Consider the following 18,058-nt stretch of genomic DNA (forward strand, 5'->3'; position numbering starts at 1 on the left):
AGCATCTGTGGATGACAGAAAAACCAAACTGCCATCACCTTTTCCAGGTTATCTGACTTATTTGACGCCAAAATCCCGTTTTTTCGACCGTGGATACAATGTAACTATCCGCGAACTGACGTAAGCCTTCGGGCGTTATACTCTTCGGCTAAATTTTAAATCGACATACAAGGACTCGCCCATGAAAGCGTTCGGCAAAATCCTGGGTCTGGTACTTCTCGGGCTGTTGCTGATCATTGTGGCTCTAGGCTTTGCCCTGACCCATCTCTTCGATCCCAACGACTACAAAGACGAGATTCGCCAGATTGCCCGCGACAAGGCCCACATCGAGCTGACGCTCAATGGCGACATCGGGTGGAGCCTGTTCCCCTGGCTCGGTCTTGAATTGCACGAGGCCAGCGTTGCGACCCTGACCAACCCGACCCAACCGTTTGCCGATTTGCAGATGCTCGGCCTGTCGGTTCGCGTGTTGCCGCTGCTGCGCCGCGAAGTGCAGATGAGCGACGTGCGTGTCGAAGGCCTGAACCTGCGCCTGAACAAAGACGTGCATGGCCACGGCAACTGGGAAGACATCGGCAAGAATGTGCCGGACCCGACCACCGCCGCCAGTGCGCCCACCGTCACTGAAGCGGCCACGGCGCCCAAGCCTGAAAAGCCACCGCAGCCGATCCGCCTGGACATCGACAGCCTGACCATCAACAACGCCCGCGTCGAATACAACGATGAGCAGACCGGCAAGCAGTTCAGCGCCGAAAGCATCCAGTTGAGCGCCGGCGCCGTGCACGAAGGTGCAAGCATCCCACTGAAACTCACCGCATTCCTCGGCACCAACCAGCCACTGATGCGCGTCAAGACCGAGTTGAACGGCAACCTGCGCATTCAACGCGCCCTCCAGCGTTACCAGTTCGAAGACATGAGACTCAGTGGCGAAGCCACGGGCGAGCCGCTGCAAGGCAAGACCGTGACCTTTTCGACCCAGGGCCAATTGCTGGTGGACCTTGCCGCCAACATCGCCGAATGGACCAATATGAAGCTGTCGCTGAACCAACTGCGCGCCTTGGGCGAGCTGAAGGTCAACGACCTGGACAAGACTCCGCAGCTCAATGGTGCCCTGTCGATTGCCCAGTTTGACCTGGCCAAGTTCCTCGACAGCGTCGGCAACCCGCTGCCACCGATGGCCGCAGGCAGCCTGAGCAAGGTCGAACTGGTCAGCCGCCTCAAGGGCACGCCGACCAGCCTGGCGCTTGAAGACCTCAACCTGAAACTCGACGACAGCACCTTTACCGGGCGCGTGGCCGTGGATGATTTCGCCAAGCAATCCCTGCGAGTACAGCTCAAGGCCGACACGTTCAACGCCGACAACTACCTGCCGGCCAAGTCCGAAGCCGCCAAAGGCGCTGCGGCCGCACGCCAGGCTGAAGTGCAGAACAGCGAAGCCGGCGCCATGGCGGCCGGTGGCACCACACCACTGCCGGATGCGCCGACCAAGGCCGCCTGGAGCACCGACAAACTGCTGCCACTGACCCGCCTGCGTACCCTGGACGTGAACGCCGACCTGTCCTTCGGCCAACTGACCCTGAGCAAGCTGCCGATCCAGAACGCCGCCCTGAAAGCTTCCGGCCTCGATGGTCAGCTCAAGCTCGACACTTTGAGCGGCGGCCTCTACAACGGCACCTTCCAGGCCAACGGCAACCTTGACGTGCGCCAGGACGTCCCGCTGCTGGCGCTGCAAACCCGCATCAAGCAAGTACCCGTCGAACGCATCCTGCAAGCCCAGGGGCAAAACCCGCCGGTGAAGGGCCAGCTCACCCTCGACAGCAACCTCAACGGTCGCGGCAATAGCCAGAAAGCCCTGATCGACAGCCTCAACGGTACCGCCAGCTTCGCGATCAACAATGGCGTGCTGCTCAACGCCAACATCGAGCAACAGCTGTGCACGGGCATCGCCCTGCTCAACCGCAAGACCCTCAGCGGCGACCAGCGCGGCAAGGACACCCCGTTCCAGGAGCTCAAGGGCAACCTGACCTTCCGTAACGGCGTGGCCAGTAACCCTGACCTGAAAGTGCGCATCCCGGGCCTGGCCGTCAACGGCAACGGCGACATCGACCTGCGCGTGCTGGGTATGGACTACCGGGTCGGCATCATCGTCGAAGGCGACCAGCGCGACGTGCCGGACCCGGCTTGCCAGGTGGGCTCCAATTTCCAGAACATCGAAGTCCCGTTGCGCTGTCGTGGCCCGCTGGAACTGGGCGCCAAGGCTTGCCGCCTGGACAAGGACGGCTTGAGCCAGGTCGCGATCAAAGCGGCGGGCAACAAGCTCAGCGAGAAGCTTGAGCAGAAGCTCGACAAGGTCAATCCACAGTTGAAAGACGCTTTGAAAGGCCTGTTCAATCGATGAGAAACGAGGAATTTTCAACGGCGGTGCTGGACTGGTACGACCGCCATGGTCGCCACGACCTGCCCTGGCAACAGGGCATCACGCCTTACCGGGTGTGGGTCTCGGAGATCATGTTGCAGCAGACTCAGGTCAGCACGGTGCTGAACTACTTCGATCGGTTCATGGCGTCATTGCCGACGGTCGAAGCCTTGGCTGCCGCGCCGGAAGACGAGGTGCTGCACCTGTGGACCGGGCTGGGTTACTACACCCGAGCGCGCAACCTGCAAAAGACCGCAAAGATCGTCGTGGCCGAATACGGCGGCGAGTTTCCCCGTGACGTCGAAAAGCTCACCGAGTTACCGGGCATTGGCCTGTCCACCGCTGGCGCAATTGCCAGCCTGAGCATGGGCCTGCGGGCGCCGATCCTCGATGGCAACGTCAAACGCGTGCTGGCGCGCTTTACCGCGCAAGAGGGTTACCCGGGCGAGCCGAAGGTCGCCAAGCAGCTGTGGGCCACCGCAGAGCGCTTTACGCCCCACGACCGCGTCAACGCCTACACCCAGGCGATGATGGACATGGGCGCCACCCTTTGCACCCGCAGTAAACCCAGTTGCCTGCTGTGCCCGCTGGAAAAGGGCTGCGAAGCCCACATGCTCGGCCTGGAAACCCGCTACCCGATCCCCAAGCCACGCAAGACCGTGCCCCAGAAGCGCACGCTGATGCCGTTGCTGGCCAATGGCGAGGGCGCGATCCTGCTTTACCGTCGCCCTTCCACGGGCCTGTGGGGCGGTTTGTGGAGCTTGCCCGAGCTGGATGACCTGAGCGATCTGGAGCACCTGGCCAACCAGCACTCGCTGGCGCTGGGCGAGCAACAGGAACTGCCGAGCCTGATCCACACCTTCAGCCACTTCCAACTGGCTATCGAACCCTGGCTGGTCCAGGTCCAGGAGTCTGCCCATCACGTGGCCGAGGCTGACTGGCTCTGGTATAACCTCGCCACCCCGCCGCGCCTGGGCCTTGCCGCCCCGGTGAAAAAACTGCTGAAGCGCGCGGCTGAAGTATTGAACGCAGGAGTTCCGTCATGACCCGCACCATCATCTGCCGCAAGTACCACGAAGAACTGCCCGCCCTGGAGCGCGCCCCGTTCCCTGGCGCCAAGGGCCAGGACATTTTCGACAACGTCTCCGCCAAGGCCTGGGCCGACTGGCAAAAGCACCAGACCCTGCTGATCAACGAAAAACGCCTGAACATGATGAACGCCGAAGACCGCAAATACCTGCAGGGCGAGATGGACAAGTTCTTTTCCGGCGAAGATTACGCCAAGGCCGACGGCTACGTGCCACCTGCTGAATAATTGATCAAATGTGGGGGTTGGCCCGTAAGCGACGGTAATAATTAAATATTTTTTGAAAACTTGCTTGACGACCCCCTGAAAAACCCGTTTAATGCGCCCCGTTGCCCAGATAGCTCAGTCGGTAGAGCAGGGGATTGAAAATCCCCGTGTCGGCGGTTCGATTCCGTCTCTGGGCACCACTAATACCGAAAAACCCCAAGCGAAGATGATTCCTTGGGGTTTTTTATTGCCTGCGATTTAGTGCTTCCCCGTGCACCCAGCACACACAAGATCAAGCCGACCTGCAGCGCCGCAAAATAATGGCACTATGATATGATTCAGGCGAATGCCATGGCAGGCGAGCGATACTAGAAGGATGCACCCCTCCCGTACTCCCCGCCGACCTTTGGTATTTGCAAACCAAAACAGGTCTACGCGTTTGCGCCTCCCCTGCCAGTTCCCAAAGCCCTCGACGTCAATCGACACGGAAGAGTTATGCCCACCATCAACGATCTAAAAGACAAAATCGACACTAAAACCGTGAACATGGTGTTGCTCACCATCGCAACGGCCGGGCTGTACCTTCTGCTGTGGGTGTACAGAAGCAACCTGATCATCAGCGAAACCACAAAAATTCGCCTGGTCGACAACACCTACATCATCTGGCTGGCGGTATGCATTGGCTTGAGCGGCGCCTTTACCAAGACCGGATCGTCCCTCGATCTGGTGGGCCTCATTCTTTCCCTGGCAGGCGGCGCGTTGTACGTCGTCTGGGCATTCAAAGCCAGGAAAGCATTGTCGGAATATGCGCTGAACGAATTCCAGATCGACCTGAGAATGAACGGCTTCTACACCTTCTTCCTGAGCGTCTACTACATCAACTACTGCATCAACGACCTGCCTGAAGAGCAAAGAAAGCAAAACATTCTGCGCGGCCACACCCAGCAGGCTTGACCCCTGAACGGGCGCAGGACAGCGCCCGGCACGCCCAATCAAGGACACCCGGATGATCCGCACAACAGGAAGTCTCAAAGCCGCATTGGCACTCTCTGCGTCCCTGCTCTGCCTCGGCACCGCTCATGCCGCCAATGAAGAACTTGCCCAAGAGGTCAGGGAGAGCATTCAGGAAGAGTGGGATAAATCCACTTCGCCTGGCGAGAACAAGATCAAGGAGCTGACGCTGATCAAACGCGGAGAAAACAAATACCGCGGGCTTCTTGAGGTCGACGGCCCCGATGGCGAGGAAAGCCTGATCCTCAAAGTGATGGTCGATGACGACAACATCATCTGGGAAGTCGTCGATTAACACCGATAAACACGCACCCGGTTGCACTACCCGGTATTGCGACAGCCCGGCGCACTGCTACCCCTCAGGGCATATGGAGAAGTAAATGGCATACACATCGATCATTTTCAAAAACCCGAACACGGGCTCGATGAAGGAAGCACCTGTCGGATTTTCGTGGACGACGTTCTTTTTCGGTTGCTTCCCGGCACTGTTCCGCGGCGACCTCAAATACGGCCTGCTTCAATTCGTGATCGCGATAATCACGATGGGCTTCAGCAACATCGTGTTTGCGTTCATCTACAACAAGTTCTACATAAAGGACTTGATCGGCCAAGGCTTCAAGGCACAGTCGATTGCCAGTGGCGACATCAACTTTGCCTCGGCAAAAATCGGCATGCAGATCCCGACGCTGGAAGCGGCGTGATCGATGGCTGCCTGTCACCGCAGCCAAAAACATCGCCTGCAAAAAACCTGCCCCGTGCAGGTTTTTTTATGCCGTGTGATTGCGACGTGATGTCGATCACCACGAAAGTACCAAAGCCTGGCAGGTAGGCTGCAAAGCGCTTTAATCAGGCCAGCCGGTCATCCAGGCGGCGACCAGGGCAACGGGTTACTTCACCAGGAACACCAATAATGGGTTGTCATTCAACCGCCCATTGAACACAGGCGCCATATGCTCCAGCGGCGTGCCGCTCAGCAATGCGGTTTGCTTGCGCTCCACAATCACCCAGGCGGGGCGCGGCAGCGTGTCCACTAGCAACGGTTCGTTGCGCCCAATGAACAACGGCTTCTCGTCGTGATCCAGGTTCATGATGTAGCGAATCGCCCAGGTGTCTTTGGCGAGATCCACAAACACCAGGGTTCCAGGCGTATCGGCACGCAGCTTCTCCACCGCGCCAACGAAGTTCTTGGTGTCGTATTGCAGGTCCTTGGCCGGCTCCACCACCACGACGAGCACCAGCCATTGGGTGACCAACGCAACAAGGCTGAGCACCACCAAACGCTGGCCGAGACGGCCCTGCAAACGGCGCCAGGCAATCACCGCTGCCAGTTGCAACACAATCAGCACACCCACCAACGCAGGCACTGAAACGTCCGGCCAGTAACCGTGCTTGTGCCACAGGTGCCGACAGACAAACACCACCACAATGCCCAGCACCGGCAACACAGCCACCAGCCACTCATAGCCACGACGCACCCCAAGCAGCCAGCCTTGGGCCTGGAGCAGGCCATAGGCGGCTACCGCAGCAAACATCGGGACCATCGGCACGATGTAATAGGCGCGCTTGAAGTGCGGGATGGACAAGCCCACCAAAATCATCAGGCCGCAGGCGGCCAGGCGCAGCATCAGCTGCACGTCGGCATCTTCGTTACGCATCGACCATTTGTGGCGCAGGGCAATCATCGTTGCCAGTGCCAGCGGTACCACCGGGAAGTAACGGTACAGGCTCAGCTTGAAGTAGAAGTAGAACGCCTCACCGGATTCGTCGAGGCGCCCGGCGAACTGCATCCGCAGCACATCATCGACGAAGGCTTCGCCACCGCTGATCCGCGCCAGCTTCAATAGCAACCACCAACAGCCGGCCAGCAGGATCAAGCCGATCACGCCATGGGCAATGACCTTTTTCAGCACGCCAATTCGTTCTTGCCGCGTACGAACGGGGCCCAGTGCCCAGTAGACACACACCACCCCGCACACCTCGATCAGCCCCAGCGGCCCGCGAATGGCAAACGCCACCACGAACAACGGAAAGACCGCATATTGGCGCAGCCTCGAACCCATGCGCTCGCCGGTATGCAACAGGTAGAAAGCACCGAGGCACAGCAACGAGACCATCTGGTCCAGGCACACCGAGCGCGACTTCTCCAGCAATTGCGCGGTCAATGCGGTGAGCAGCACCGTCAGCAGCGCCCACGCCCGGCCGGACGGCACCAGCAAGCGGTAAATCAGCGCCATGACCCCGGCAGACGCCAAGGCGGTGGGCATCACGTTAGCCAGGTCGTTGGGCGCGCCGAACAAGCGGGCAAAAAGGTAGCTGAGGTAGGTCGCGGTTCCCGGGTAGTCCGGGTAAGGCTCACCGTAGGTGGTAGGAAACAGGCTCGCGCCGTGGCGAAACATCTCTTGCATGAACACGGCCCAGCGGCCGTCGAAGCCTTGTGGCTGCTGGTCCCAGATACCCAGGGTAAACAGCAGCAAGGCGATAACGAAAATGCCCAGCGATTCCATTCGAAAGCGATTGTGTTGATCCATTATTCAGCCTGTCAGGTGGGGTAAACCGGTCCATGTTGCCGAACCCCACCCTGAATGCCCCCTGAACGGAATCAAACATTCATCCGCCTAACGACGAGCGGGCCAGATCAGCAGCGGAATCAGCCGGATGTAGAGTAGCTCTCCCACCAGTTCCACCAGGGTTTGCGTGATCACCGCAGCGGCGGCAAGCCCGCGGATGTCTTCAGGCAATGCCAGCGCCAGCGGCAATACCACCAGGGAATTGCGCGTGGAAGCGCTAAAGGTAACCGCCCGCGCCGTGGTCGCCAGTAGCTTGAACATTCGCGAAGCCAATGCCCCCATCAGCGGGGCCAATAACAGGAAGCCGATATACACCGGGATCACCGGCGCCAGCAGGCCGATATCGCGGACCACCGCGGTGATCTGCGAACCGATCACCACCATCAGCACCAGCGCCATGGCGGGTACGGGTAACCAGGCCCAGGCATCGTTCCACGCACTGATGACTGTGGATCGCCGGGACAGGGAAGTCGTCAGCACCGCCAGAATCATGGGGGCAACGATCAGCAGCAGGAAGGCCTCGACAAACGGTCCCACCGCCACCACCACTTGCGACTGCGCGTCCAACATCACCCCCAGGTACACCGGCAACAGCAACAGTTGCAGCAACAACAGAACCGGGGTCGCCGCAAGCATCAGCCGCGAGTCACCCTTGCCGATATGAGTGAACACCACCACGTAGTCGATGCATGGCGTCAGCAGCACCAGCAACGCGCCGATCAGAATCGCCGGGTGTTCCACCAGGCCACGGGTCAACGCCCACACCAGCAGCGGGATCAGGATGAAGTTGGCCAACAGCAACGCGACCATGAAGCGTTTGTTGCCCAGACCCTGGCGCAGGTGCAGAAACGGGATTTGCAGGAACATCGCATACATCAACACGGCGATGGCAGGTGTCACCAGGGTGCCCAGGCCTTGGGCCATGGATGGCGCCAACAGGCCGACAACGGCAGCCAGCAGCACGGTGGCGAAGTAGATCGGGATCTGGTTTTGTTCGAGGGTGTCGCGGTTCATGGGCCGGCTCTGGTGGGCGAAAGGGTCTAAGCCTAGGCATCTGTGCCGCTCAGGTCGAGCCTCAGAAAAATCCCCGGGGTGTTCGTAGCGGAAATTTGTTAGTTTCGACTTCTTATAAAACTGCGCACGGGCCGTTGACACCCCATCGAAAGCGCAATGATCGAGCCTGCTCATGAACCTGCCAATCCGACCTCAAGCCGAAGCATTCCGCGAGCCCACAGCCGATGGGCATTCCATCGGAGGCTTCACGTGGCGCCATCCGCGCACAGACTTTGAACGCCCGGTCGTCGTCATCAACGCCGCCACCTCTGTACGCTGCCGTCACTACTCACGGTTTGCCGATTACCTGTTTGCCAATGGCTTCGACGTCATCACCTACGACTACCGCGGCATCGGCGAATCCCGCAGCGGCTCGCTGAAGGGGTTCAAGGCCTCATGGTCGGATTGGGGCGTGCTGGACTTCGAAGCGATCCTGCAGCGAGCACAGCGGGAGTTCGCTGGCCAGCCGATTGATGTGGTCGGGCACAGTTTTGGCGGATGTGCGGCGGGACTCGGGGCTTCCGGCGCGGTAATTCGGCGCCTGGTGACGGTAGGCGCGCAGTTTGCCTACTGGCGCGACTACGAGGCGAGCGGGCGCTGGCGGATGTTTGCCAAATGGCATGTGGTGATGCCATTGATAACTGCGTTTTTTGGCTACTTCCCGGGCAAGCGCATGGGCTGGCTCGAGGATACGCCGGCGGGTGTGGTACGCGATTGGAGCACGCCGACGCCGGGTTATGAACAGCGCCCCAGCGGGCGAGCCTTGGGTGAGTTGCCGTTTTCCCGGGTGAAGGCCCAGGTATTGGCCATCAGCATTACCGATGATCCGTTTGGCACGGTGGCGGCAATCGAGCGCCTGCTGGGTTATTTCAAAGGCAGCGAGCGCACGCATCTGCGGATCGCCCCTGAAGATATCGGCGAAAAAGAGGTCGGGCATTTCGCGTTCTTTCGCAGCCAGTATCAGGATCGGTTGTGGCCGATTGCGCTGGCATGGCTACAGCGGGGAGAGCTGGCCCAAGGCACTCCGGGGCGCCAAGTGACGGATCGCACTTAGAAAGCCTTGGGATTTCCCCAGACCTGCGCTTCAATACCCCATTCCCAGATCCTGACACCAAGGACGTGAGCCCATGGCCTCGCCGAACAAGCAGCAAAAACGCGCCCACCGGGCAAAAGCCAAGGCCAAGCAGAACCGCACCCAGCGCGCCGTCGCTACCAAGCCGGATGCCTTTGCCGGCGATGACAGCCGTATTGATCTTGAGTCGGTGGATTTGACCGAGCTGTTCCTGGAGATGCGCACCGCTGGCGAAACCAGCCAACAGGCACTGTGTGCTGTGTTCTTGGCGCACCCGCTGTTGGCGGTGGTGCTGGAGCAGGAAGGTGAAGAGGAAGCGACCGACTTTATCCTCGCGGCACTGATCGAGTATCGCCAGTGGGCCACGGATACCGAGGATGAAGCGGCAGCGCTGGCGTGGATTGAATCGCCGGAGTTCCAGGCCGATTACGTCGCGGCGTCACAGGCGCTGGTTAGCTCCGAAGACTGATACAAAACGAAATGTGGGAGCCGGGCTTGCCCGCGATGGCGGTGTGTCAGTCGATACATGTGTTGACTGACACACCGCCATCGCGGGCAAGCCCGGCTCCCACAGTTTTTTGCAGTGTTTGATGAATCGTATTTCAATCCATCAATTCAGCACCGCAGCCCCAACCTTCCGGCCCTTGCGCCGACGCGACACCATCAGCCCGGCCGCAACCACCAGCAAGCTCAGAATCCCGGTGGCCATGATCTCCACCTGATGCGCGTCCTGGAACAACATGATCGTCAGCACGCCCACGATGAACACGATCACCGCATACGTCAGGCCCGGGAACAGCCACATCTTGAAGGCAATCTTCTCGCCCGCTTCCGTGCGCTTCTGGCGCATGCGCAGTTGCGACACGGCGATCACCAAGTACACCAGCAGCGCGATGGCGCCGGAACTGGCCAGCAGGAATTCAAACACCGCCGCCGGTGCCACGTAGTTGGCGAATACCGCCAGGAACGCCGCGCCGGTAGACAGCAACACCGCCCAGTAAGGCGTGCCGCTCTTGTTGGTGATCTTGGACACCGCCGGCGCATCACCGCGACGGCCCAGGGAGAACATCATGCGTGAAGCGGTGTACAGCGCCGAGTTCAGGCAACTGGTCACGGCCACCAACACCACCAGGTCGACGATCAGCTTGGCATTCGGGATACCCATGCGTTCCAGCACCGTCTGGTAGGAACCGACCGCTGCCAGCGCAGGATCATTCCATGGCACCAGGGCCACGACGATGAAGATCGACACCAGGTAGAACAAGCCGATCCGCCAGATCACCGAGTTGGTGGCCTTGGAGATCTGCTGGCCAGGGTTCTTCGATTCAGCGGCCGCGATGGTCACGATCTCGGTGCCCATGAACGAGAACATCGTGGTCAGGATCGCCGCCAACACCGCGCCCATGCCGTTTGGCAGGAAGCCCTGGGTGTCGAACAGGTGCGAAACGCCGCTGACCTGGCTGCCCGGCAAGAAGCCGAAAATCGCCAGGATGCCGAGGATCACAAAGCCAATGATCGCCACCACTTTGATCAGCGCAAACCAGAACTCGAACTCGCCGTAGTTCTTCACGCTGAACAGGTTGGTCGCGGTCAGCAGCAAAGTGATGATCAGGGTGAAGGCCCAGATCGCCACGTTGGGGAACCAGGCGTGGAGGATGGTCGCGGCGGCGTTGGCTTCCAGCGGAATCACCAGCACCCAGAACCACCAGTACAGCCAGCCGATGGTGAAACCGGCCCAATGACCAATCGCACGGTCGGCATAAGTAGAGAACGAACCCGTGTCCGGGGACGCCACGGCCATCTCGGCCAGCATGCGCATCACCAACACCACCAGCGTACCGGCGGCCGCATACGCCAGCAGCACGGCCGGGCCTGCGGCAGCAATCGCGTGGCCGGAGCCGACAAACAACCCGGCACCGATAACGCCGGCAATCGACAGCATGGTGACGTGACGCGGTTTGAGCCCCTGTTCGAGGTCATTGGAGCTTTGCGTACTACTCATTGACACACCTTTGCGAGGAATTGCGAATACGGTCCACCCGGCCTGAGGTCTTTCTCGTGAAAAGAAACCAACGGGGCGTTCTTTATTTTTTACGCAAGATTTGCGCCAAAATGTTACAGGGCCGCGATTGACGCGGCCTGTAGGGAAACTCAACAGCTCTCGTAAGTCACTGACACTAATGGCATTCCGCTATAGCGTTACTGTGCGACCCACTTGAAGTACGAACAGGCGCACCAAAAACACACACAAATTGTGCGTGACGCCCCATTAGAGGGCTGATAAGGACCGTTCGCCGGTTTAACCCTTCCAACACCCGGCCAAAGCTGGCACCATCGCGCCCTTTTTTACGCGAAGCCTGTAGGCATCCGGGTTCAAACGGCTGTTCGGTTGTTGATGGCGCGACACACTGCTGTGCCGATGCGACACCCTGCCGCAGACCGTCTGTTTACCGCCTGCAGGGCTGTTGGCTGTCATCCAAACGCTATGCTAGCTTGGCGCCTCGCCAGGAAGGCGGGCCAACAGCAGGAGCGCAATGAACACAATGAGGACCGCACATGGCTGAGGCCACGCCCGCGCTTGAAATCCGCAACTTGCATAAACGCTATGGTGAGCTGGAGGTGCTTAAAGGTATCTCGCTGACCGCCCGCGACGGCGATGTGATCTCGATCCTGGGTTCCTCCGGTTCCGGCAAGTCCACGTTCCTGCGCTGCATCAACCTCCTGGAAAACCCGCACCAGGGGCAAATCCTGGTGGCTGGCGAAGAACTCAAGCTCAAGGCCGCGAAAAACGGTGAGCTGGTAGCCGCCGACGGCAAACAGATCAACCGCCTGCGCAGCGAAATCGGTTTTGTGTTTCAAAACTTTAACCTGTGGCCGCACATGAGCGTCCTCGACAACATCATCGAGGCGCCGCGCCGGGTGCTCGGCCAGAGCAAGGCCGAAGCCATCGAAATCGCCGAAGCCTTGCTGGCCAAGGTCGGCATCAGCGACAAGCGCCACGCCTACCCGGCGCAACTGTCCGGCGGCCAGCAGCAACGCGCCGCGATCGCCCGCACTCTGGCCATGCAGCCCAAAGTCATCCTGTTCGACGAGCCGACATCGGCCCTTGACCCGGAAATGGTTCAGGAAGTACTTAATGTGATCCGCGCACTGGCCGAAGAAGGCCGCACCATGCTGCTGGTCACCCATGAAATGGGCTTCGCCCGCCAGGTGTCCAGTGAAGTGGTGTTCCTGCACCAGGGCCTGGTCGAAGAGCAAGGATCGCCACAGCAGGTGTTTGAAAACCCGCTTTCGGCGCGCTGCAAACAATTCATGTCCAGCAACCGCTAACGGAGCAACATGCATGCAGAACTATAAAAAATTCCTCCTGGCTGCCGCCGTTTCGATGGCGTTCAGCGCCACGGCGATGGCCGAGACCTTGAAAATGGGGATCGAAGCGGCCTACCCGCCGTTCAACAATAAAGATGCCAGCGGCAACGTTGTCGGCTTCGACAAGGACATCGGCGACGCCCTGTGCGCGAAGATGAAAGTCGAGAAGTGCGAAGTGTATGTCTCGGACTGGGACGGCATCATCCCGGCCCTGAACGCCAAGAAGTTCGACTTCCTGGTCTCCTCGCTGTCCATCACCGATGAACGCAAGCAGGCCGTCGACTTCACCGACCCGTACTACTCCAACAAGCTGCAGTTCATCGCGCCTAAAGCCACCAAGGACTTCAAGACCGACGCGGACTACCTGAAGGGCAAGATCATCGGTGCTCAACGCGCGACGCTGGCCGGCACCTACCTGGAAGACAAGCTGCCGGACACCACCGCCAAGCTCTACGACACCCAGGAAAACGCCTACCTCGACCTGACTTCCGGCCGCCTGGACGGGATGTTGGCCGACAAGTACGTGCAGTACGAGTGGCTGAAAAGCAAAGACGGCTCCGCCTACGAATTCAAGGGCGACCCGGTGGTCGAGAGTGACAAGATCGGTATCGCCGTACGCAAAGGCGACCCACTGCGTGAGCGCTTGAACAAAGCCCTGGCAGAAATCAAAGCCGACGGCACCTACAAAAAGATCAACGACAAGTACTTCCCTTTCAGTATCGAGTGATTCTGAATGGCCTGCCCGGCGCGCTCGCTTGAGTGCGCCGGTCCTGAGCTTTGCCTTGCGAAACGACTAAACCATGAATTTCGACCTCTACGGATTCGGCCCGGCGCTTGCCGCTGGTGCGCTGATGACCGTCAAGCTGGCGCTCACCGCCCTGTGCCTCGGGCTGGTGCTCGGCCTGGCCGGCGCCCTGGCCAAGACATCCCCGTACAAGCCGCTGCAATGGCTTGGCGGCGCCTACTCCACCCTGGTTCGCGGCATTCCGGAACTGCTGTGGGTACTGCTGATTTACTTCGGTACGGTCAACCTGATGCGCTCCCTCGGGGAGTATTTCGGCAACCCCGACCTGTCCCTCAGTGCCTTTGCCGCCGGTGTTATCGCCCTGGGCCTGTGCTTTGGCGCCTACGCCACGGAAGTGTTCCGCGGCGCGATCCTGGCCATTCCCAAGGGTCACCGTGAAGCCGGTGTCGCGCTGGGCCTGTCGAAGTTTCGGATCTTCACCCGGTTGATCATGCCGCAGATGTGGCGCATCGCCCTGCCCGGACTGGGCAACCTGTTCATGATTTTGATGAAGGACACCGCGCTGGTCTCGGTGATCGGCCTGGAAGAAATCATGCGCCACGCGCAGATCGGCGTGACCGTCACCAAGCAGCCCTTCACCTTCTTTATGGTTGCGGCCTTCATGTACCTGGGCCTCACCGTCCTGGCGATGACCGGCATGCACTTTCTGGAAAAACGTGCCGCGCGCGGCTTTGCGAGGAGCACGCAATGAGTGGCGACTACAGCTGGCTGTCGCATTTCGACCTGGGCCTGAACTGGGCCGTCATCATCAAGTGGCTGCCCCGGTTGGCCCAGGGCGCGACCCTGACCCTGGAACTGGTGGCCATCGCCGTGATCGCCGGCCTGCTGCTGGCAATCCCGTTGGGCATCGCGCGTTCTTCGCGCCTGTGGTATGTGCGCACCCTGCCCTACTGCTACATCTTTTTCTTCCGGGGCACGCCGCTGCTGGTGCAGCTGTTCCTGGTGTATTACGGGCTGGCGCAGTTCGACGCCGTGCGTGAAAGCTTCATGTGGCCGTACCTGCGGGACCCGTTCTGGTGCGCCACCGCCACCATGACTCTGCACACCGCCGCCTATATCGCCGAGATCCTGCGCGGCGCAATCCAGGCCATCCCGCCGGGTGAAATCGAAGCGGCGCGGGCGCTGGGCATGTCCAAGCCCAAGGCGCTGTTCTACATCATCCTGCCGCGTGCAGCGCGCATCGGCCTGCCGGCCTACAGCAACGAAGTGATCCTGATGCTCAAGGCCAGCGCCCTGGCCAGTACCGTGACCTTGCTGGAACTGACCGGCATGGCCCGCACGATCATTGCCCGCACCTACCTGCCGGTGGAAATCTTCTTCGCTGCCGGGTTGTTCTACCTGCTGATGTCCTACGTCCTGGTGCGCTTCTTCAAGCTGCTGGAGCGTTGGTTGCGGGTTGATGCCTGCCAAGGGCGCTGATGCCGTGTTGACGGGTGAGCCGTTGCTCGCCCGCTTCCAGGCACTGGACGCGTTTCTCACCGAGCATCAAGGGCTGTGGCGACCACGGCCCTTTACCCACCTGCAATTGCCGTGGGAAGCCCAGCATCCCGAGCTGGCCCACTGGCTGCGCGGTCGCTCACTGGCTGAGGCGGAAAGCAGCCATAACCAACCTCATTACCTGCCGGCGCCCGCGCCGTTTCCCGAGCTGGCGGCCCAGTCGCTGAGTCTCGGTGCTGTGGATAACTTACCGTCCACTGCGCTACCGGCCGCCCACCACCGCTTAAACGTCGATGTACCCGGCCGTAAATGGCAGCAGATAGAAGCCTTCGGCGCCGCCCTACAATTTTCTAAAACACCCCAGCACTGGCTCGACTGGTGCGCCGGCAAGGGCCACCTCGGCCGTCGCCTCCTGCAACCCGGGCAGCAACTGACGTGCCTGGAATACGACCCGGCCCTGATTGCTTCAGGGCGAGCCCTCAGCGAACACCATCAATTGCCCGCCACCCATCGCCTGCAAGACGTGATGGCCGACGGGCAGATCAACCGTGACCAAACCCCAGTGGCCCTGCACGCGTGCGGCGACCTGCATGTGCGCCTGCTCCAGCTGGCCAGCGCCGCCGGCTGCCAGCAACTGGCCGTGGCGCCCTGCTGCTACAACCGCATCCGCACTGAGGAATATCAGCCGCTGTCGATTGCGGCCCAGGCTTCATCACTGCGTTTATCAGTGGAAGACCTCAGCTTACCGCTGAGCGAAACCGTCACCGCAGGCGCGCGCGTACGCCAGCAGCGAGATGCGTCGATGGCCAGGCGTTTGGGTTTTGATGTGCTGCAACGGCACCTGCGCAGTAGTGACGAATACCTGCCCACTCCGTCCCTGCCCGCGAGCTGGCTGGCCAAGTCGTTCGCCGACTACTGCCGCGAACTGGCTGCACTCAAGGGATTATCCACAGGTGAACAGGATTGGTCGGCACTGGAAGCCCAAGGCTGGCGGCGCCTGGCCCTGGTGCGAAACCTGGAATTAGTGCGTGATCTGTTTCGGCGCCCGCTGGAAATGTGGCTGGTACTGGACCGGGCATTGTTTCTCGAAGAAAACGGTTACAGGGTTCAAGTCGGCAGCTTCTGCGAAACACCGCTCACCCCACGCAACCTGATGCTGCTCGCCGAGCGCAATTAAAGGGCATTTTGTCGCAGCATGCCCTGTGGATAAGTCTGTTGATGGAATTCTGACAGAGGCCCTGCCTGCAAGCTTTACAGGGCAAAATGCTGACTGGTCATTTTTTGTTCACAAAATAAAACGCACGCAAAACAGGCAGTTGCGGCGTGTTGAGAACCGCTCCGCAAAATTGCGGTTTCATGACATGTCAAACCAATCGATTGTGCATAAGCATCTGGCGTTAGCGGCATAACCCGGTCTTTTCAGCGGGTAATCAACAGGCGGCAAAGCTCGTTGATATCGTCACAGGCCATGCTTGCGGCGTCGCCATCCAGCGGGTCGCTGCCAAAGGCCAGAGCCTCGCTGATCGCCGAATCCCGGTGCACCACTTCCAGCAGGTTTTCACCCAGGCGCTTCTTGAACACCTCGACCATGTCGAGGCTGAAGCCGGAAGTCTCGTCGAGTTGGTTGATCACAAAGTGGCACCGCAGCGCCGGCTGACGATCAACGTGTGGCGCCAGCAACTGCTCCATCTGCTCCAGAGTGCCGAGGGAGGCCGCATCCGCCTGGGCGATGACCAGCACCACATCGGCCACGTTCAGTGCCTGATGCAGGTAGACGTTGTTGCCCGCCGGGGTGTCGATGATGACTGTATCCTGCTCGCTCAGACCGAGGGCCGAGAGGTGCTGCGCCAACCACTGCGGTTCCTGCTTGAGCCACCGCTGCAGGTCTTCCTGTTGGCGAATATCGGTTTCGCCAAAAGTGATCACCTGGCAACCGGCGAAGCCCGAATGAAGGATCTGGCTCCAGCGCTCGTTCTGCAGGCTGGTGCGCCCGATGCCGGGCAAGCTGTGGCTCAGACCAAAGTGGTGATAGAGGGCATTTTGCGGGTCCAGGTCCAGCGCCACCACCGGCCGCCCTAGGCGCTGTAAACCGCTGCTCAGCGCCGTGGCCAGGGTGCTGCGACCGACGCCGCCATTGACCGACACCAGCGCCACCACATTCGCACGAATGGTCGCGGCCTCGCGAGACTGCTCGTTGGCACAGGGGGAATGCCGGGAGAACGACGCGCCGCTGCCCATGTTGAGACTGGCGCTGTCGTCGATGGGCATGTCTTCGAAGAATTGCAGCATCGAATCCATTCCCTGGACATCATTGGCAGTTGTCTTATTAAACAACTCAAAAAGTTCGTCAGTACGGCTCATCGCCAACACTCCATCACGACGCATCTTAAAGACGTGAAAGGTCAGCTGTACTGATGCTTACCGCAGGTCTTTTTGTGGGCGCCTTTGTGTACGCATTCTGTGACAAAGGAATGAAAGTGTCATTATTTTGGTGTTTCTGAACAAATCTTTAAGACGAACGGTAAAAAGTCAATTAAATGACTGGTCGTTGTCGGATCGCGATACGTCTGAAATGCCTCTAATGGCTGCACTCGTGTAACAAGCTGTATGAAATCCACCTCCTATACATACCGAGGCAAAACCCAGAGGTGCGTGACACAGGCCGGATACCTCCCAGGCGCTCAATAGGCTCCAACGCAAAACACCCTATTGAACCTCAGAGGACACCACCATGAACCGGAACACCTTCATTGCCAGCTGCCTGTTTGCCTTGCTCAACATCGCCGCCCTTTCGGCCCAGGCCGAAGCCAGCCCCAAGCTGGATATTCAGCAAGTGCTGTCGACCGTGGACGATGGCGGCGCGGCATGCGGCGTTGTGAATGCGCGGATGACCTACCTGGATTCCCATGGGCAGAAGCAGGTATTTGAGTACATGAAGTTTGCGGATTCGTGTAACGAAGGCAGCTGATCGGTCCACATTCTTTTACGGGCTGAACCTGGATGGCCTTCGGGCTGAGGATGCCATCCACAGTGG

At 59.9% G+C, this 18,058-nt stretch carries 18 protein-coding genes and 1 tRNA gene; 15 read left to right on the forward strand and 4 right to left on the reverse strand.

The annotated features are described in order from the left end of the window. The first annotated feature begins 181 nt into the window (after positions 1-181). From JFU58_RS31185 to JFU58_RS31215, 7 genes are all read left to right on the forward strand, one after another. On the forward strand, positions 182-2,398 hold the full coding sequence (locus tag JFU58_RS31185; RefSeq protein ID WP_201143053.1) for an AsmA family protein: 2,217 nt from the start codon (positions 182-184) through the stop codon (positions 2,396-2,398). After that, entirely contained in the window at positions 2,395-3,462 is a 1,068-nt protein-coding gene (gene mutY / locus JFU58_RS31190; protein ID WP_063033514.1) for an A/G-specific adenine glycosylase, read from the forward strand. Before JFU58_RS31185 ends, mutY begins: the two co-directional genes overlap by 4 nt. Further along, positions 3,459-3,731: an oxidative damage protection protein gene (locus JFU58_RS31195; RefSeq protein ID WP_010169058.1), complete on the forward strand. Its 273-nt coding sequence runs from the start codon at positions 3,459-3,461 to the stop codon at positions 3,729-3,731. Before mutY ends, JFU58_RS31195 begins: the two co-directional genes overlap by 4 nt. Before the next feature lie 103 nt (positions 3,732-3,834). Beyond that, positions 3,835-3,910 (forward strand) — tRNA-Phe (locus tag JFU58_RS31200). Between the two features lie 295 nt (positions 3,911-4,205). Further along, a complete protein-coding gene (locus tag JFU58_RS31205) occupies positions 4,206-4,664 on the forward strand; it encodes a hypothetical protein (protein WP_063033515.1) in 459 nt (152 codons plus the stop codon). A 52-nt stretch (positions 4,665-4,716) separates the two neighbouring features. Beyond that, positions 4,717-5,016 carry a hypothetical protein gene (locus JFU58_RS31210; protein ID WP_017478162.1) on the forward strand — a complete coding sequence of 100 codons (300 nt, stop codon included), beginning with the start codon at positions 4,717-4,719 and terminating at the stop codon, positions 5,014-5,016. An 85-nt stretch (positions 5,017-5,101) separates the two neighbouring features. After that, positions 5,102-5,422: a hypothetical protein gene (locus JFU58_RS31215; RefSeq protein ID WP_093202759.1), complete on the forward strand. Its 321-nt coding sequence runs from the start codon at positions 5,102-5,104 to the stop codon at positions 5,420-5,422. 186 nt (positions 5,423-5,608) lie between these two features. On the opposite strand, the gene JFU58_RS31220 is transcribed toward JFU58_RS31215, so the two are convergent. Both JFU58_RS31220 and JFU58_RS31225 read right to left on the reverse strand, forming a co-directional pair. Next, complete coding sequence (locus tag JFU58_RS31220) at positions 5,609-7,249, reverse strand: ArnT family glycosyltransferase (RefSeq protein ID WP_201143054.1); 1,641 nt, start codon at positions 7,247-7,249, stop codon at positions 5,609-5,611. Positions 7,250-7,336: 87 nt separating this feature from the next. After that, positions 7,337-8,302 carry an arsenic resistance protein gene (locus tag JFU58_RS31225; protein ID WP_201143055.1) on the reverse strand — a complete coding sequence of 322 codons (966 nt, stop codon included), beginning with the start codon at positions 8,300-8,302 and terminating at the stop codon, positions 7,337-7,339. A 172-nt stretch (positions 8,303-8,474) separates the two neighbouring features. Between JFU58_RS31225 and JFU58_RS31230 the strand changes: the two genes are divergently transcribed. Next, complete coding sequence (locus JFU58_RS31230) at positions 8,475-9,395, forward strand: alpha/beta hydrolase family protein (protein WP_063033518.1); 921 nt, start codon at positions 8,475-8,477, stop codon at positions 9,393-9,395. A 73-nt stretch (positions 9,396-9,468) separates the two neighbouring features. Beyond that, positions 9,469-9,882 (forward strand): hypothetical protein, encoded by a 414-nt coding sequence (locus tag JFU58_RS31235; protein ID WP_063033519.1) that lies wholly within the window; start codon positions 9,469-9,471, stop codon positions 9,880-9,882. A 141-nt stretch (positions 9,883-10,023) separates the two neighbouring features. On the opposite strand, the gene gabP is transcribed toward JFU58_RS31235, so the two are convergent. Next, complete coding sequence (gene gabP / locus JFU58_RS31240; RefSeq protein WP_063033520.1) at positions 10,024-11,415, reverse strand: GABA permease; 1,392 nt, start codon at positions 11,413-11,415, stop codon at positions 10,024-10,026. Positions 11,416-11,969: 554 nt separating this feature from the next. Here gabP and JFU58_RS31245 point away from each other — a divergent pair. The 5 genes from JFU58_RS31245 (at position 11,970) to JFU58_RS31265 (ending at position 16,201) form a co-directional block, all read left to right on the forward strand. Further along, positions 11,970-12,743, forward strand: a complete 774-nt coding sequence (locus JFU58_RS31245) for an ABC transporter ATP-binding protein (protein ID WP_017478155.1) — start codon at positions 11,970-11,972, stop codon at positions 12,741-12,743. A gap of 13 nt (positions 12,744-12,756) precedes the next feature. Then, positions 12,757-13,509: an ABC transporter substrate-binding protein gene (locus JFU58_RS31250; protein WP_063033521.1), complete on the forward strand. Its 753-nt coding sequence runs from the start codon at positions 12,757-12,759 to the stop codon at positions 13,507-13,509. A 73-nt stretch (positions 13,510-13,582) separates the two neighbouring features. Then, positions 13,583-14,278, forward strand: coding sequence for an ABC transporter permease (locus JFU58_RS31255; RefSeq protein ID WP_093202781.1), 696 nt, complete (start codon positions 13,583-13,585; stop codon positions 14,276-14,278). A 38-nt stretch (positions 14,279-14,316) separates the two neighbouring features. Continuing rightward, positions 14,317-15,006: an ABC transporter permease gene (locus tag JFU58_RS31260; RefSeq protein ID WP_026078053.1), complete on the forward strand. Its 690-nt coding sequence runs from the start codon at positions 14,317-14,319 to the stop codon at positions 15,004-15,006. Further along, positions 14,987-16,201, forward strand: a complete 1,215-nt coding sequence (locus JFU58_RS31265; RefSeq protein ID WP_201143056.1) for a methyltransferase — start codon at positions 14,987-14,989, stop codon at positions 16,199-16,201. Before JFU58_RS31260 ends, JFU58_RS31265 begins: the two co-directional genes overlap by 20 nt. Positions 16,202-16,443: 242 nt before the next feature. Here the strand turns inward: JFU58_RS31265 and bcsQ are convergent, their stop codons facing one another. Beyond that, the gene (gene bcsQ / locus JFU58_RS31270) at positions 16,444-17,385 is read right to left on the reverse strand and encodes a cellulose biosynthesis protein BcsQ (RefSeq protein ID WP_201143057.1); all 942 of its coding nucleotides are present in this window, start codon (positions 17,383-17,385) and stop codon (positions 16,444-16,446) included. A 370-nt stretch (positions 17,386-17,755) separates the two neighbouring features. Between bcsQ and JFU58_RS31275 the strand changes: the two genes are divergently transcribed. Beyond that, the gene (locus tag JFU58_RS31275) at positions 17,756-17,992 is read left to right on the forward strand and encodes a DUF2790 domain-containing protein (protein WP_201143058.1); all 237 of its coding nucleotides are present in this window, start codon (positions 17,756-17,758) and stop codon (positions 17,990-17,992) included. Positions 17,993-18,058 lie beyond the last annotated feature (66 nt).

This window comes from Pseudomonas sp. TH34 (assembly GCF_016650865.1).
In the GTDB taxonomy this organism is placed as follows: domain Bacteria; phylum Pseudomonadota; class Gammaproteobacteria; order Pseudomonadales; family Pseudomonadaceae; genus Aquipseudomonas; species Aquipseudomonas yamanorum.

Excerpts from the sequence above, each read along its gene's own strand:
- JFU58_RS31265 (WP_201143056.1), top strand. The coding sequence starts at position 14,987 with ATGCCTGCCAAGGGCGCTGATGCCGTGTTGACGGGTGAGCCGTTGCTC.
- JFU58_RS31250 (WP_063033521.1), top strand. The coding sequence starts at position 12,757 with ATGCAGAACTATAAAAAATTCCTCCTGGCTGCCGCCGTTTCGATGGCG.
- JFU58_RS31220 (WP_201143054.1), bottom strand. The coding sequence starts at position 7,249 with ATGGATCAACACAATCGCTTTCGAATGGAATCGCTGGGCATTTTCGTT.
- JFU58_RS31255 (WP_093202781.1), top strand. The coding sequence starts at position 13,583 with ATGAATTTCGACCTCTACGGATTCGGCCCGGCGCTTGCCGCTGGTGCG.
- JFU58_RS31210 (WP_017478162.1), top strand. The coding sequence starts at position 4,717 with ATGATCCGCACAACAGGAAGTCTCAAAGCCGCATTGGCACTCTCTGCG.
- JFU58_RS31215 (WP_093202759.1), top strand. The coding sequence starts at position 5,102 with ATGGCATACACATCGATCATTTTCAAAAACCCGAACACGGGCTCGATG.
- JFU58_RS31230 (WP_063033518.1), top strand. The coding sequence starts at position 8,475 with ATGAACCTGCCAATCCGACCTCAAGCCGAAGCATTCCGCGAGCCCACA.
- gabP (WP_063033520.1), bottom strand. The coding sequence starts at position 11,415 with ATGAGTAGTACGCAAAGCTCCAATGACCTCGAACAGGGGCTCAAACCG.
- mutY (WP_063033514.1), top strand. The coding sequence starts at position 2,395 with ATGAGAAACGAGGAATTTTCAACGGCGGTGCTGGACTGGTACGACCGC.
- JFU58_RS31245 (WP_017478155.1), top strand. The coding sequence starts at position 11,970 with ATGGCTGAGGCCACGCCCGCGCTTGAAATCCGCAACTTGCATAAACGC.
- JFU58_RS31235 (WP_063033519.1), top strand. The coding sequence starts at position 9,469 with ATGGCCTCGCCGAACAAGCAGCAAAAACGCGCCCACCGGGCAAAAGCC.
- JFU58_RS31185 (WP_201143053.1), top strand. The coding sequence starts at position 182 with ATGAAAGCGTTCGGCAAAATCCTGGGTCTGGTACTTCTCGGGCTGTTG.
- JFU58_RS31275 (WP_201143058.1), top strand. The coding sequence starts at position 17,756 with ATGAACCGGAACACCTTCATTGCCAGCTGCCTGTTTGCCTTGCTCAAC.
- bcsQ (WP_201143057.1), bottom strand. The coding sequence starts at position 17,385 with ATGAGCCGTACTGACGAACTTTTTGAGTTGTTTAATAAGACAACTGCC.
- JFU58_RS31225 (WP_201143055.1), bottom strand. The coding sequence starts at position 8,302 with ATGAACCGCGACACCCTCGAACAAAACCAGATCCCGATCTACTTCGCC.
- JFU58_RS31195 (WP_010169058.1), top strand. The coding sequence starts at position 3,459 with ATGACCCGCACCATCATCTGCCGCAAGTACCACGAAGAACTGCCCGCC.
- JFU58_RS31205 (WP_063033515.1), top strand. The coding sequence starts at position 4,206 with ATGCCCACCATCAACGATCTAAAAGACAAAATCGACACTAAAACCGTG.